This is a genomic window from Martinezella paranaensis, assembly GCF_014200235.1.
GTDB classification, from domain to species: Bacteria; Pseudomonadota; Alphaproteobacteria; order Rhizobiales; family Rhizobiaceae; genus Rhizobium; species Rhizobium paranaense.
This window is the reverse complement of record NZ_JACHBI010000007.1, coordinates 104,045-118,524: the sequence shown is the minus strand read 5'-3', so window position 1 is coordinate 118,524 and position 14,480 is coordinate 104,045. Positions and strand designations below refer to the sequence as shown.

Here is a 14,480-nt window from a genome sequence, read left to right as displayed (position 1 = left end):
TTCATGGCGGATGCGAAAGAGATCGACGGCGAGGTGAAGGAAGGCCGGCGCGAACGCAAGCGCCGCCAGACGCGCGAGCGCATCGAGGCGGCGGCGCTGTCGCTCTTTCTCGCACGCGGCTTCGACGGCACGACGATCGAGGACATTACCGAGGCCGCCGATGTCTCCAAACGCAGCTTCTTTGATTATTTTCCAAGCAAGGAAGAGGTGGTCTTCGCCTGGCAGGACAGCTTTTCCGACGAACTCGCCGATGCCGTTGCCGCGCAGCCGAAGGATGCGTCGGTCGTCGAGGTCATTGAGGGTGCTCTAAGGTCGGCGCTGCTCGCCGCCTCCTCGGACCCGCAGCGTCTCGCCATCGCCGTCCTGATCCGCGACACGCCGGCGCTTTGCGCCCGCGACCAGTTGAAATATGCCAAGCTCGAAGAGAAACTGACGGACGCACTCTTCGCCCGCTCCGGCGGAGACGAAGAGGAGCATTTCCAATTGCGCCTGCTATCGGCGATCGTCGTCAGCACGCTGCGTATCGGTGGCAAGCGCTGGAACGAAGGCCCGCAGGAAATGTCGCTGCAGGATTTCACCCACCGCGTCTTCGAAGAGCTCTGGACCGCGCTCGCCGATCTCGGAACGCTGTTGCGGCAACGCAATCCGAAGAGCTGATTTCAGGTCAAGGCGCCTGCCGTTTGCGGTGGTTCGACCTGCCGTCGATGGCGCAGGAAATCGATCAACGCCCGAAGCTTTGCCGGCACGCGACGGCGGTCAGCATAGTACAGCGTCAGGCCGGCCAGCGCCGGGCTCCAGTCGGACAGGATGCGCACTAGCCGCCCGTCGTCGAGAAACCGGTCGATATAGCCGTTGATCATGTAGGCAATGCCGATGCCGTCCAATGCTGCCTGCGTCAGCGCCGCGGAATCGTTGAGGATCAGCCGGCCGTTGACGGCAAGTTCGGTCTTCTCGCCGTTCTTCTCGAATTCCCAGCGCTCGACCTGCCCGCTGGAGGAATGACGAAAGCCGATGCAATTGTGGTTGAGCAGATCGTGCGGATGTTTCGGCATGCCGTACCGGCCGAGATAGCTGGGCGCGGCAATGATATGAGCTGATATCGGCGGCCCGATCTTCACCGCCACCATGTCGCGCTGCACCAGATCGCCAAAGCGGATGCCGGCATCGAAGCCCTGGCCGACAATATCGACCAAGGAGCCCTCGATGCGCACCTCCAGCTCGATTTCCGGATAGGCGTCGAGGAAATCGCGCAGGATCGGTTGAAGCGCGATCATATAGCCGGCGCGCGCCACGTTGATGCGTAGCAGTCCGGCGGGCCTGTCGACCGACTCGCCAAGCTCCTGGGCGGCCGCCGTTAGATCATGCACGGCGGGTACGACACGTTCGAGATAGCGTAGCCCGGCCTCGGTCAAGCTGACGCTGCGCGTGGTGCGGTTGAAGAGCGCGAGCCGCATCCGGCCTTCCAGTTTGCTGATCGACTGGCTGACGGCCGAGGGCGACACGCCGAGCCGCACGGCCGCGGCCGAAAAGCTCTTTTCCTCCGCGACGATGACGAAGGTCACCAGTCCGTCCAACACGTCCTGACGCATCAGCGCTCTCCGAACGACTTTGATTTTGTCCGAGATTAATCAGTTTTTCTAAAAAGGTCATCTTCGATTGATGAGATTATCGAAAATGTCGCCTCGGCCTATCTTGCCTTCATCCAACAAGGAGACATCGCTATGTCTGCGATAAAATCCGATACCAAGGTACTTTTCATCACCGGCGTTTCCACGGGCTTCGGCCGGGCACTCGCCGAGGCCGCCCTTGCTGCCGGTCATAAGGTCGTCGGCACGCTGCGCAAGGAAGCCGGCCGCGCCGCATTCGAAGCGCTGAAGCCAGGCTTCGCCTTCGCCAAGCTGCTCGACGTCACCGACACAGCCGCCATCGCGCCTGTTATCGCCGAGGTCGAGAACGAGATCGGCGCGATCGACGTTCTCGTCAACAATGCCGGCTATGGGCATGAAGGATTGGTCGAGGAATCGACGATCGAAGAGCTGCGCCGCCAGTTCGAGGTCAATGTCTTCGGCCCCGTCGCCGTGATCCAGGCGGTGCTGCCCTATATGCGCAAGCGCCGAGCCGGCCACATTCTCAACATCACCTCGATGGGCGGTATCATCACTCTGCCGGGCATTTCCTTCTATCACGGCAGCAAATTCGCGCTGGAGGGGATTTCCGAAAGCCTCGGGAAAGAGGTCAAGAGCTTCGGCATCCATGTGACCGCTATCGAGCCGGGCGGCTTCCGCACCGATTGGGCCGGCCGCTCGATGGTGCGGGCCGAGCGCTCGATCCCCGATTATGACGAGGTCTTCGAACCGTTGCGCCAGCGCCGCCTCGAACGCAGCGGCAAACAGCCCGGCGATCCGAAGAAGGCGGCACAAGTTATGTTGCAGCTCATTGCCTCGGAAAACCCACCGACCCATCTACTCTTAGGTCGCGACGCCATCAGTCTCGTTCGCGAAAAGCTCGGCTTGCTCAAGACCGAGTTCGACGCCTGGGAACAGGTCTCGGCTTCCACGGATTTCGAATAACGTCAACCAGACTATAGGGACGAAAACCATGTCAGATCTAAACGCAGCCAAGTCCGGTCAATTCAAGATCGGCGGCGACCTCACCGTCAATCGCCTCGGTTTCGGTGCCATGCGCATCACCGGTTCCGGCATCTGGGGCGAGCCTGTGGATCACGCCGAATCCGTCCGCACCCTCAAGCGCCTGCCGGAGCTTGGTATCAATTTCATCGACACGGCCGATTCCTATGGCCCCGATGTTTCCGAACGTCTGATCAAGGAGGCGCTGCACCCCTATGGCGACAAACTTGTCGTCGCCACCAAGGGAGGTCTGACCCGCACCGGTCCCGACCAGTGGATTCCTCTGGGCCGCCCGGAGTATCTGATCCAGCAGGCGCATAAGAGCCTGCGCAATCTCGGTGTCGAGCAGATAGATCTCTGGCAGCTTCACCGCATTGATCCCAAAGTGCCTGCCGCCGAACAGTTCGGTGCCGTCAAATCGCTGCTCGATGCCAAGATGATCCGCCACGCAGGCCTCAGCGAAGTATCGGTCGCCGACATCGAAGCCGCCTCGAAGCATTTCAAGGTGGCGACGGTCCAGAACCGCTATAACCTTGTCGACCGTACCAGCGAGGACGTTCTCGATTATTGCGCCAAGCACAATATCGGCTTCATCCCTTGGTATCCGCTTGCTGCCGGCGACCTCGCCAAGGAGGGCTCGCTGCTCGACATCATCGCCAAGAAACATGGCGCCGCTCCGAGCCAGATCGCGCTTGCCTGGGTCCTGAAACGCAGCCCCGTCATGCTGCCGATCCCCGGCACCGGCAAAGTCAAGCATCTCGAAGAGAACACGGCGGCAGTGAACATCACGCTGTCCGATGACGAGTTCTCGGCGCTGGATGCCGAGGGCAAGAAGGCGTTTGCGGCTGCTTAATGGTCGTCTTGAGTGAATATGAGGGCGGTCGCTGGCGAAGCGGCCGCTCTTTTACGTCTGCGGCCTGTCCTTATTTGCGAATCGGTAGCGGATGGCAGCGGTCTCCTGCGCTATTTCATCGGCGATGATGCTTCTCGGGCTCGTTAGGCGCACGGGCAAAAATGACGGATCACGACTATGTAAATCTCATTCATTCGTCATTTGCGACTGTAAAATAGGCGATGGAAATGCTCCAATTGCCAGTGATATGCGGTATTTCAAGTAAATGCGATAAAAGCCTTGCGCTCAGTGCATTGCTGCATTGCGAAAGCCAGTCTGTTAATGCCTGCCCGGCGGTTATATCTAATCCCTCGAAGGCAGCGCACTCCTCCTCCCAGCGCTCCTTCATAGATTGGCAACACTCCTCCTCCTCCCAGTTGCCAATCCGGATCAAGAGCCCGATGCATCCTCCTCCCGCGTCGGGCTCTTTTTATTTCCCCCTGTTCTCTAAGATTCCTGTCGGTCTTGATTGTGGTCGTTTCTTCCAACCCACCGTTGCGCCTTTGCCTCGCTCCCATGAATTAGCACCACATCACGTTGCGAAGACAGCGAACGTCGCTTGCACGGTGACCCTCCATGGGTATGTTGGCGGCGACATTGGAATTGCGATGAAGAGGGTTGGCGCGATGCAGCGCATGGAAGATGCTGGCCGATGCGGGAAGGCCTTCTTCCGGGCTATCGCCGTTACTGCTGCTCTGTCGCTCACCGCCTGCGGCGGCCGTCCGATCGGCGTCATGCAGCCGGTCGTCGACAGTGTCCCGGGCACCTCCAAGGTCGATCTGCTGGTCGCCACCACTCGCCTGCCGGACAAGGACCCGGCGATCCTGTTTTCCGGAGAGCGCGGCCCCGGTTTGAAGGTAGATGCTGTCAGCGTCTCGATCCCGCCGGAGGCCAATCGCAAGGCTGGTCAGGTGCAGTGGCCGAGCCGGCTGCCCGGCGATCCCATGAAGAATTTCGTCACCACCTCCGTCCAGTCGATGACGGGTGTAGCCGACAATCAGGCGTGGCTGCGTACGCATCTGCCGAAGAACAAGCGCGTGCTGATTTTCGTGCACGGCTTCAACAATCGCTATGAGGATTCGGTCTATCGCTTTGCGCAGATCGTCCATGATTCCCATGCCGATGTCGCGCCGGTCGTTTTCACCTGGCCGTCGCGCGCCAGCATTTTCGACTATGCCTACGACAAGGAAAGCGCCAACTATTCCCGCGATGCGCTGGAAGAGCTGCTGCGCCGCGCTTCCTCCAATCCTTCCGTCGGCGATATCACCGTCATGGCTCACTCCATGGGCACCTGGCTCGCCGTCGAGGCCTTGAGGCAGATGGCGATCCGCGATGGCCGTGTCGCGCCGAAGATCAAGAACGTCATTCTTGCGTCTCCCGATCTTGACGTCGATGTCTTCGGCCAGCAATTTGCAGCGCTCGGCAAGGACAAGCCGCATTTCACCCTGTTCGTCTCACGCGACGACCGGGCGCTATCGCTGTCGCGCCGCATCTCCGGCAATGTCGACCGCCTCGGCCAGATCGACCCGGGCGCCGAGCCCTACCGCAGCGCGCTCGAAAAACAGGGCATCACCGTGCTCGATCTCACCAAGCTCAAGACCGGCGATCGGCTGAACCACGGCAAATTCGCCGAGAGCCCTGAGGTGGTCAAGCTGATCGGCGACCGGCTGATCGAGGGGCAGACCATCACCGATTCCGATGTCGGCATCGGCGAAGCGGTCGGTGCCGTCGCCATCGGCGCCGCGCAGACGGTCGGCAGCGCTGCCAGTGTCGCCGTCAGTGCGCCGATCGCCATCTTCGATCCGCGCACCCGCCAGAATTACGGCGAGCAGGTCCGCCGCCTTGGCGCATCCGCTAGCAATACCGTCGGCTCCGTCGGTGACAGCGTCGAGACGACCGGCAGCAGCGTCGGCACGGCGATCGGTCAATAGCTATTCTCGCTCCACCGCGACGAAGGATTTGCGCTTGGCATTCCGCTCTCTCGCAAAAACCGCATAGCCACATCTCCTGATCTGATATATCACAGAATCGCATCAAATCGGGCGCGCGCTCTGCGGATGGATTTCAGGAATGGACGAAAATAAGCGGACGGTCATCGTTGTCGGCGCCGGTATTGTCGGTGCGGCGATTGCCTTCGAATTGCAGCGGCGTGGACGGCAGGTGACGTTTGTGGACAAGGATGAGCCGGGCAAGGGCGCTTCCTTCGGCAATATGGCGAGCATTGCGCTCGATTTTGCCGCCAGTTCCGGCCCGTCCACCTGGCGCAAGATTCCCGGCTGGCTGCTGGACCCGGAAGGTCCGGTTTGGCTCAGGCCTTCCTATGCGCCGAAAATGCTGCCCTGGTTCCTGCGCTTCGTCGCCGCCGGTCGACCCTCCCGGTTGAAAGAGATCGAAGATGCCGGCATGGGCCTGTCCCGTCGCGCACTCGGTGACTTCAGAACGATGCTCGACACCATCGGCGCTCCGGATCTGATGACGGAAGAGGGCTGCCTGGCCATCTACGAGACCGAGTCGGAGTTTACCGGCGATCGCGGCCACATCGAGCTGATGCGGCGCTATGGTTTCGAGCACAAGGTTCTTTCCGGCGCGGAAATCCGCGATTACGAGCCGGCGCTCTCGCCGAAAATTGCCAAGGCCGTGCTGATGCCGGACAACAAGTCGATCCGCGACCCCTATCAGCTCGTGCTCAAGCTGGTGGATGCGGCAAAGGCTCTCGGCGCCACCTTCACCTCCGGCGCGATCCGAACCGTGGAGCGTCAGGCAAATGGCGCCATGGCGGTGCTTCTCGAAGACGAAAGGCGGCTGGAGGTCAATGATGTCGTGCTCGCCGCCGGCGTCCCGACGCGCTTCATCGCCTCTGCACTCGGCGAGCCGATCCCGCTCGAGACTGAGCGCGGCTATCACACGCAGATCATGAAGCCCGGCATTGCCATGCGCTATTCGATCATCTGGCCGCATCGTGCCTTCATGGTCACCCCGACGGCCGGCGGCATTCGCGTCGGCGGCAATGTCGAATTGGCGGGTCTCGATGCGCCTCCGGATTTTCGTCGTCCGCGCATCCTCGTCCGTCACGCTCAGCGGGCACTGCCAGGCCTGCAGGTGGAGGACGCCAAGGACTGGATGGGCCACCGCCCGGCGCTGCCCGACACGCTCCCGATCATCTCGCCCTCTTCACGCATTCCGGGCGTCTGGTACGCCACTGGCCATGGCCATCTGGGACTGACCTTTTCGGCGACGACAGCAAGGTTGATGGCCGATATGATGACCGGCGTCACGCCCGAGGTCGATATGACCCCGTTCCGCATCAATCGCTACTAGGAGGAATACATGTCCGAAACCGAAAAGCCCGTTGCACTGATCACCGGCGGCGGCCGCGGCATGGGCGAGGCGATCGCTCGCGAACTCTCGGCCAGCGGCTATCGCCTGGCATTGATGTCGCCTTCGGAAAGCTGCGAAAAGCTGGCCGCTGAACTCGGCGGTGTTGCCTCGCGCGGTGTCGCGGAAAAAGCCGAGGATATCCAGGCGATCTTCGACCTGACGATGAAGAGTTACGGCCGCATCGACGCCGTGGTCAATCATACCGGCCACCCACCGAAGGGCGATCTGCTGGATATTTCTGACGAGAGCTGGACGCTCGGCTCCGACATGATGATCCTGTCGCTGGTGCGCATGGCAAGGCTGGTGACGCCGGTCATGCTGAAGCAGGGCAAGGGCGCTTTCGTCAATATCACCACTTTTGCCGCCTACGAGCCGTCGCTGGTCTTCCCGGTTTCCTGCACCTACCGCGCTGCTGCCGGCGCCTTCACCAAGCTCTATTCGGACCGGTATGCGGCCAACAATATCCGCATGAACTGCATCCTGCCCGGCTATATCGACAGTTTGAATCACAAGCCGGAAACCGCCGACAAGGTGCCGATGAAGCGTATCGGCCTGATGAGCGAGATCGCCAAGACCGCGGCCTTCCTGCTCTCCGATGGCGCCGGCTACATCACCGGCCAGAATATTCGCGTTGATGGCGGTATCACCCGTCACGTCTGATTGGAGTTGTCGACATGAGATGGAAGCGCACGATTCAGTTGCTGGACGTTCATTGCGAAGGTGAAATCGGCAAGGTCGCGATCGGCGGCGTGCCGAAGATTCCTGGCAATACCATCGCCGAGCAACTGCAATGGCTGAACACAGATCCGAAGGGGCAGGAGCTGCGCCGCTTCCTAGTGCTGGAGCCGCGCGGCGCGCCGATCGGTTCCGTCAACCTGCTGCTGCCGGCCAAGCATCCCGATGCCGATGCCGGCTTCGTCGTCCTGCAGCCGGATCAGGCGCATGCGAGCTCCGGCTCCAATTCCATCTGCATGACGACGGCGCTGCTCGAATCCGGGATCGTCGAGATGAAGGAGCCGGAAACAGTGGTGACGCTCGACACCGCCGCCGGCCTAGTGCGGGCGACCGCCACCTGCCGCGACGGTCGCTGCGAGAAGGTGCGGCTCACCATGGTTCCGTCCTTCGTGCACGAGTTGGATGTGCAGATCGACACGCCGCATTGGGGCAGGATCAAGCTCGATCTCTGTTATGGCGGCATCTTCTATGCGCTCGTCGATGTCAGCCAGATCAATCTGACGATCGAGAAGGGCAATGCCGCAGCGCTCGTCCAGGCCGGCATGATCCTGAAGGATTTGATCAACCGTACGATCCCGGTCGTGCATCCGGAAATTCCGGCCATCTCCGGCGTCGCCTACGTGATGTTCCGGGATATCGACCCCGATGGCGCCATCCGCACCTGCACGACCATGTGGCCGGGCAGGGCCGACCGCTCGCCCTGCGGCACCGGCAATTCCGCCAACCTCGCCACGCTGCATGCCAGAGGCAAGGCCAAGGTCGGCGATGTCTTCAAATCCCGCTCGATCATCGGCTCGGAATTCGAGGTCGGCCTGCAGGCCGTGACAGAAGTTGCCGGCAAGCCCGCCATCATCCCCACCATCACCGGCCGCGGCTTCACCTTCGGCCTGAGCCAGGTGGCGCTGGATCCCTTCGATCCCATGGCGGAAGGTTTCGCCATGACGGACGTCTGGGGACCTTCGGCGGGGGATATTTGAGGGGTAAGTGGAGAGGCCGTTTCGATAGGTCGCATGGAGAGTTTAGCCCCTCACCCTAGCCCTCTCCCCGTTTTTGACGGGGAGAGGGGACGACCTCTCGCTCTCGTCCAGGTGATTGGCTGGTAAGAAGGCCGTGGGTGCGCCCATCCCCTTGGCCCCGCCTGCGGGGAGAAGATGGCCGAAGGCCGGATGAGGGGCTTTCTTGGCATGCGCCCTCGTTATCCCTTCGGATAAATCACACCCTTACGCAGAATGATATTTCCATAAAGCCGCGGCTCGCTTGTCTGCACCAGCGCATGCGCCTGCTTCACCCGCTCGTAGAATTCCGCCGGCAGCAGCGGCACGACCTTGATGTCGGGGACATGTCGTGCGCAAACGTCAACCATTTCCGCATGCACGGGATCGAGGGCATCGCGGTCCTGCTTGACCGTCGCGCGGAAAATCGCCTGCGGCACGAAATCGTCGATCGGCAATACGCTCAGCACCGCATCGAGCACCCGGACGACGCCATGGCCATCGAGACGGATGAGGCGGCGGGCATGTTCGAGACCCGGATAATTGCCGTCGACGAGGGCGATTTCATCGCCGTGTCCCATGGCGCGCAGCGTCGCCAAGAGGTCGGGGCTCAACAGCGGGTCAATGCCCTTCAGCATGGTCTATCTCCTTGAAAAGTATGTTCTGGTCTATGAGGTAGCGCGCGAAGATCGGCAGGCTGGCGCCGCCGATGGCACGTGCCTGCGGACCGACCGCGCCTTCGATGATCTCGGGCAGGACGACGCCCTGCAGGTCGAGATCCGAAGCCGCTTTGATGGTGGCGCGCACGACGCGTTCGCGCACCCAGTCGGGGAAGCCTCCATCGATGATGGCGGCGCTGAAATCGATGATGGAGGCGGCGGCGACGATCGCCTGCGCCAGTGCCTTTGCCGTATCCTGGATCCAGGTTTCCAACGGCTCGCCGAAATCGATCCAGTTATCGGCGGAATACCAGAGCGGCCGAGGATCGAAGCCGGCCTGCCGCAAGTAATTTTCCAGAACATAGATCGAAGCGATGTCGAGCAACTGCCGGGTTTCGCCGTTGCGTCCGCGTACGGGCAACGGGCCAAGCGCGCCTGCCGTTCCGGTTCGCCCCACGAAGATCGAGGAGTTCAAAACGATGCCGCCGCCGAGGAAGGAGCCGATGAAGAGATAGACGAAATCCGGATAGCGCGGACCGACGCCGAAGACGAGTTCGGCCCCGCAGGCGCTGGTGGCATCGTTCTGCAGATAGACGAGATAGGGCACACGAGCGGCGATCTCCGCCTGCAGGTCGAAACCGCGCCAGGCCTCCATCGCTCCATCGGGCGCACCGACTTCTTCCGCCCAGTTCCAGAGTTCGAAAGGGGCGGCGATGCCGACCCCGGCAAGCCGGCGGCGTTCTTCACTGCTGAGGCGTGCTTCGAGTTCCTGAATGCCTGATGTGACGAAGGACATGATGTCCTGCGGCAGCGGGTAGGGATAGATTTGGTGGAGTTGCATCCGAATGTGCCCGACGAAATCCATCAGCACGAGATCGGCGCTTCGCCGGCCGATCTTGACTCCGAAGGAGAGCACCGCATCCGGATTGAGCCGCATCGGAATGGAAGGCTGCCCCACGCGTCCGCGCACGGGCTCGCCGCGCGACAGCAGCCCCTCTTTCTCCAGGGCACGCATGATGACGGAGACCGTCTGTGCCGACAGTCCGCTGCGCCTCGCAATTTCCGCCTTCGACAGCGCGCCGTGACGGCGCACAAGCGACAGCACCAGCCGTTCATTATGCGCGCGGACGCGCACCTGATTCGCACCCCCGCTGGGGTCGAGAATCATGGGTGATGATGGCGTATCTGCCGGGTCTTGTAAGGGAGACATTGGCCCGCTCCTTCCATCATGGCCATGCCGTATTATTCAGCAACATGCCACATCCGATTAATAATTCAATCCGATTTATTTATTGACAGAAGGAAATCTTTAGGATCAGATACGGGCGTTGGAGGACGTGAGCATGGCCTTGGAGGCGGCCGATCTGGAAGAAATCCAAGCAGACATGACACGTCTTAGATCCGGTCTCACTGCGAGCCGAGACCGCCGGAAGGTTCCGGTCTATTCAAATTTTGGGAGGATTGAATGAAGAAATCTGTTGTTTCCGCAGCACTCGCCGCTCTGGCGATCGGTGTCGTCTTTGCCGCGCCGGCCAATGCTGCCAACGTTTCCGCCTGCCTGATCACCAAAACGGACACGAACCCCTTCTTCGTCAAGATGAAGGAAGGTGCTACCGCTAAGGCCAAGGAACTCGGCGTGACGCTGAAGTCCTATGCCGGCAAGATCGACGGCGACAGCGAAAGCCAGGTGGCTGCGGTCGAAAGCTGCATCGCCGAAGGCGCCAAGGGTATTCTGATCGCCGCTTCCGACACCAAGGGCATCGTTCCGACGATCAAGAAGGCGCGTGATGCAGGCCTCCTGGTCATTGCGCTCGACACCCCGCTGGATCCGGCTAACGCTGCCGACGCGACTTTCGCCACCGACAATCTTCTCGCCGGCAAGCTGATCGGTGAATGGGCCAACAAGACCCTCGGCGACAAGGCCAAGAGCGCCAAGATCGGCTTCCTCGACCTGACGCCGTCGCAGCCGACCGTCGACGTCCTGCGTGACCAGGGCTTCATGATCGGCTTCGGCATCGACCCGAAGGATCCGAACAAGATCGGCGACGAGACCGATCCGCGCATCGTCGGTCATGACGTCACCAACGGCAACGAAGAAGGCGGCCGCAAGGCCATGGAAAACCTTCTCCAGAAGGACTCCAGCATCAACGTCATCCACACGATCAACGAACCGGCCGCTATCGGCGCCTATCAGGCCCTGAAGGCAGTCGGTCTGGAAAAGCAGGTCCTGATCGTATCGGTTGACGGCGGTTGCCCGGGCGTCAAGTCGGTCAAGGATGGCGTCATCGGCGCGACCTCGCAGCAGTATCCGCTGATGATGGCTGCTCTCGGCGTCGAAGCGATCAAGAAGTTCGCCGACACCGGTGAAAAGCCGAAGCCGACCGAAGGCAAGTCCTTCTTCGACACCGGCGTTTCGCTGGTGACGGACAAGCCGGTTTCTGGCTTGAAGTCGATCGATACCAAGGAAGGTACTGCGAAGTGCTGGGGCTAAGCCCAATCCTAGGTTTGGCGTGATCTTGTTCGAAGAGCCGTTTCACACGTCTTGTTGATGCGGTTCTTCGGCTTAGGATTATGCCGTCGCGATACCATGCCGGCCGGGTTTGAGCCCCGGCCGGTTTCAACCCCGGCGGTTTCCGCGTAGTTCGGCGCGGTTGCGGAGGAAAACAATGACCGGAGCACAGGAATTCGAGCGTGTTCTCGATGGCAGCGACAAGAACGTCGCCTCGTTTGAGCACCAGGATGTCACTCTTCTCAAACGCACACAGCATTTCTTGCATTCGACTCCGGCCGCGGTGCCGTTGATCGTCTTGGTGGTGGCAATCATCATCTTCGGCATTGCCATCGGCGGTCGGTTCTTCTCCGCCTATACGCTGACCCTCGTTCTGCAGCAGATCGCCATTGTCGGCATTCTCGGCGCAGCGCAGACGCTGGTCATTCTGACCGCCGGCATCGATCTTTCGATCGGCGTGATCATGGTCATTTCCGCTGTCGTCATGGGCAATTGCGCCATAACCTACGGCATGCCGACGCCCATTGCCATTCTTGCCGGCATGCTTGTGGGCGGCGTCTGCGGATTGCTCAATGGTTTCCTCGTCGCCACCATGAAGCTGCCGCCGTTCATCGTGACGCTTGGCACCTGGAATATCGTCATGGCGACGAATTTCATCTATTCCGCCAACGAGACCATTCGCGACACCGATGTCGACGAACAGGCGCCGCTCTTGCATCTCTTCGCGATCAGCTTCCGGCTTGGCGGCGCGGTGCTGACGCTCGGCGTCATCGCCATGGTGCTGCTGGTGGTTGGCCTTTGGTACGTTCTCAATCACACGGCTTGGGGCCGGCATGTCTATGCTGTCGGCGATGATCCGGAAGCGGCAAAATTGTCGGGTATCCAGACCAAGAAGGTGCTGCTCGCCGTCTACGGCGTTTCGGGACTGATCGCGGCATTCGCCGCCTGGGTTTCGATCGGCCGCAACGGTTCGATCTCGCCATCCTCGGCCGTGACGGATTTCAATCTTCAGGCGATTACCGCGACCGTGATCGGCGGCATCTCGCTCTTCGGTGGCCGCGGTTCGATCCTCGGCACGCTGTTCGGCGCAATGATCGTCGGCGTAGTGTCCATGGGCCTCAACATGCTCGGAGCCGACCCGCAGTGGAAGGTTCTTTTGACTGGCGTGCTGATCATCGGCGCCGTCGCGATCGATCAATGGATCAGAAAGGTGTCGGCATGACCACGACTGGCGAACCTCTTCTCACAGCCCGCGGTCTCGTCAAGCGTTACGGACGCGTGACCGCCCTCGACAATGCCGATTTCGACCTCTATCCCGGCGAAATCCTTGCTGTCATCGGCGATAACGGCGCCGGCAAATCCTCGCTGATCAAGGCGATCTCCGGCGCGACCACGCCCGACGAAGGCGAGATCAAGCTGGAGGGGAAACCCGTCCACTTCCGATCGCCGATGGAAGCGCGCGAGGCCGGCATCGAGACCGTCTATCAGAACCTGGCATTGTCGCCGGCGCTCTCGATCGCCGACAATATGTTCCTTGGTCGCGAAATCCGGAAGCCCGGTATCCTCGGCTCCTTGTTCCGCATGCTCGATCGTCCGGCGATGGAAAAGCGCGCCCGCGACAAGCTCAGCGAACTTGGCCTGATGACGATCCAGAACATCAACCAGGCGGTGGAAACGCTCTCGGGCGGCCAGCGCCAGGGCGTGGCGGTGGCGCGTGCTGCCGCCTTCGGTTCCAAGGTCGTCATCATGGATGAGCCGACAGCCGCCCTTGGTGTCAAGGAAAGCCGCAAGGTGCTGGAGCTTATTCTGGACGTCCGCGCCCGCGGCTTGCCGATCGTGTTGATCTCGCACAATATGCCGCATGTCTTCGAGGTGGCAGATCGCATCCATATCCATCGCCTCGGGCGTCGTCTGACCGTGATCAACCCGAAGGAATATTCGATGTCGGATGCCGTTGCCTTCATGACCGGCGCCAAGGCGCCGCCGGCGGAAACCGTCGCCGCATGAGCTCCGTGCTCGAGGGAATCGCCGACGAGATTATCGGGCGCGCCAACGGCGTAAAACGGTTTCTCGTCGCGATTGCCGGCCCGCCCGGCGCCGGCAAATCGACGCTGGCGGACAATGTGGCCAAGGCGCTCATAGCCAAGGGCGAGAGCGCCGAGGTCCTTCCGATGGACGGCTTCCACATGGATAACGCCGTGCTGATCGAAAAGGGTCTGCTGAAGCGCAAGGGCGTTCCCGAAAGCTTCGACGTCCGCGCCTTTCTCGATATCGTCAAGGCTGTGCGCGCAGCCGATCAGGAAGTACTGGTGCCGGTCTTCGACCGTTCGCGCGAGATCGCCATCGCGTCGGCTCGCATCGTCTCTCCCGATCACCGCTTCATTGTCATCGAGGGGAACTACCTGCTCTTCAATCAGGGCAAGTGGGCGGAGCTGGAAGGCATGTTCGACTATTCGATCATGCTGGCGCCGCCGATGGAGGTCTTGGAGGAGCGGCTCTGGGAGCGTTGGCGGGGCTATAACCTCGACGAAGAGGCGGCGGGTGCCAAGGTCTACGGCAACGACCTGCCGAACGGCCGGCTGATCCTCGAGAACCGCCGTCCCGCTGATTTCACCATCGATATCGTACAGGGCTGAGCCCACACTGTCATTTACACGTCGCCATCGATTGTTTTGCGGTGGCGTATGG

At 61.2% G+C, this 14,480-nt stretch carries 15 protein-coding genes; 11 read left to right on the top strand and 4 right to left on the bottom strand.

Annotation, left to right across the window (positions count from 1 at the left end):
* Positions 1-3: 3 nt before the first annotated feature.
* Positions 4-657 (top strand): TetR family transcriptional regulator, encoded by a 654-nt coding sequence (locus GGD50_RS18200; RefSeq protein WP_107106867.1) that lies wholly within the window; start codon positions 4-6, stop codon positions 655-657.
* 2 nt (positions 658-659) lie between these two features.
* Here the strand turns inward: GGD50_RS18200 and GGD50_RS18195 are convergent, their stop codons facing one another.
* On the bottom strand, positions 660-1,589 hold the full coding sequence (locus tag GGD50_RS18195) for a LysR family transcriptional regulator (RefSeq protein WP_107106868.1): 930 nt from the start codon (positions 1,587-1,589) through the stop codon (positions 660-662).
* A gap of 132 nt (positions 1,590-1,721) precedes the next feature.
* Here GGD50_RS18195 and GGD50_RS18190 point away from each other — a divergent pair, with 132 nt between their 5' ends.
* Both GGD50_RS18190 and GGD50_RS18185 read left to right on the top strand, forming a co-directional pair.
* A complete protein-coding gene (locus GGD50_RS18190) occupies positions 1,722-2,570 on the top strand; it encodes an oxidoreductase (RefSeq protein WP_107106869.1) in 849 nt (282 codons plus the stop codon).
* A gap of 28 nt (positions 2,571-2,598) precedes the next feature.
* Positions 2,599-3,480 carry an aldo/keto reductase gene (locus GGD50_RS18185; protein ID WP_107106870.1) on the top strand — a complete coding sequence of 294 codons (882 nt, stop codon included), beginning with the start codon at positions 2,599-2,601 and terminating at the stop codon, positions 3,478-3,480.
* 190 nt (positions 3,481-3,670) lie between these two features.
* On the opposite strand, the gene GGD50_RS18180 is transcribed toward GGD50_RS18185, so the two are convergent.
* On the bottom strand, positions 3,671-3,868 hold the full coding sequence (locus tag GGD50_RS18180) for a hypothetical protein (protein ID WP_181315993.1): 198 nt from the start codon (positions 3,866-3,868) through the stop codon (positions 3,671-3,673).
* A gap of 277 nt (positions 3,869-4,145) precedes the next feature.
* Here GGD50_RS18180 and GGD50_RS18175 point away from each other — a divergent pair, with 277 nt between their 5' ends.
* The 4 genes from GGD50_RS18175 (at position 4,146) to GGD50_RS18160 (ending at position 8,609) form a co-directional block, all read left to right on the top strand.
* Positions 4,146-5,450, top strand: a complete 1,305-nt coding sequence (locus GGD50_RS18175) for an alpha/beta hydrolase (RefSeq protein WP_181316002.1) — start codon at positions 4,146-4,148, stop codon at positions 5,448-5,450.
* 139 nt (positions 5,451-5,589) lie between these two features.
* Positions 5,590-6,837 (top strand): NAD(P)/FAD-dependent oxidoreductase, encoded by a 1,248-nt coding sequence (locus tag GGD50_RS18170; RefSeq protein WP_107106872.1) that lies wholly within the window; start codon positions 5,590-5,592, stop codon positions 6,835-6,837.
* Between the two features lie 9 nt (positions 6,838-6,846).
* A complete protein-coding gene (locus tag GGD50_RS18165) occupies positions 6,847-7,557 on the top strand; it encodes an SDR family oxidoreductase (RefSeq protein WP_107106873.1) in 711 nt (236 codons plus the stop codon).
* Between the two features lie 14 nt (positions 7,558-7,571).
* Positions 7,572-8,609 carry a 4-hydroxyproline epimerase gene (locus tag GGD50_RS18160; RefSeq protein WP_107106874.1) on the top strand — a complete coding sequence of 346 codons (1,038 nt, stop codon included), beginning with the start codon at positions 7,572-7,574 and terminating at the stop codon, positions 8,607-8,609.
* A 218-nt stretch (positions 8,610-8,827) separates the two neighbouring features.
* Here the strand turns inward: GGD50_RS18160 and GGD50_RS18155 are convergent, their stop codons facing one another.
* Together GGD50_RS18155 and GGD50_RS18150 are read right to left on the bottom strand one after the other, a co-directional pair.
* Positions 8,828-9,262, bottom strand: a complete 435-nt coding sequence (locus tag GGD50_RS18155; RefSeq protein ID WP_107106875.1) for an RbsD/FucU family protein — start codon at positions 9,260-9,262, stop codon at positions 8,828-8,830.
* The gene (locus GGD50_RS18150; protein ID WP_107106876.1) at positions 9,246-10,493 is read right to left on the bottom strand and encodes an ROK family transcriptional regulator; all 1,248 of its coding nucleotides are present in this window, start codon (positions 10,491-10,493) and stop codon (positions 9,246-9,248) included. The genes GGD50_RS18155 and GGD50_RS18150 overlap by 17 nt, the downstream gene beginning before the upstream one ends.
* 255 nt (positions 10,494-10,748) lie before the next feature.
* On the opposite strand from GGD50_RS18150, the gene GGD50_RS18145 reads away from it, so the two are divergent.
* The 4 genes from GGD50_RS18145 to GGD50_RS18130 all read left to right on the top strand — a co-directional run bounded on the left by GGD50_RS18145 (position 10,749) and on the right by GGD50_RS18130 (position 14,428).
* The gene (locus tag GGD50_RS18145) at positions 10,749-11,774 is read left to right on the top strand and encodes a sugar ABC transporter substrate-binding protein (RefSeq protein WP_107106877.1); all 1,026 of its coding nucleotides are present in this window, start codon (positions 10,749-10,751) and stop codon (positions 11,772-11,774) included.
* Between the two features lie 175 nt (positions 11,775-11,949).
* Positions 11,950-13,014, top strand: a complete 1,065-nt coding sequence (locus GGD50_RS18140) for an ABC transporter permease (protein WP_107106878.1) — start codon at positions 11,950-11,952, stop codon at positions 13,012-13,014.
* Positions 12,990-13,799, top strand: a complete 810-nt coding sequence (locus GGD50_RS18135) for an ATP-binding cassette domain-containing protein (RefSeq protein ID WP_181315994.1) — start codon at positions 12,990-12,992, stop codon at positions 13,797-13,799. The genes GGD50_RS18140 and GGD50_RS18135 overlap by 25 nt, the downstream gene beginning before the upstream one ends.
* Positions 13,796-14,428 carry a nucleoside triphosphate hydrolase gene (locus tag GGD50_RS18130; RefSeq protein WP_107106879.1) on the top strand — a complete coding sequence of 211 codons (633 nt, stop codon included), beginning with the start codon at positions 13,796-13,798 and terminating at the stop codon, positions 14,426-14,428. The genes GGD50_RS18135 and GGD50_RS18130 overlap by 4 nt, the downstream gene beginning before the upstream one ends.
* The last annotated feature ends 52 nt before the right edge of the window (positions 14,429-14,480 follow it).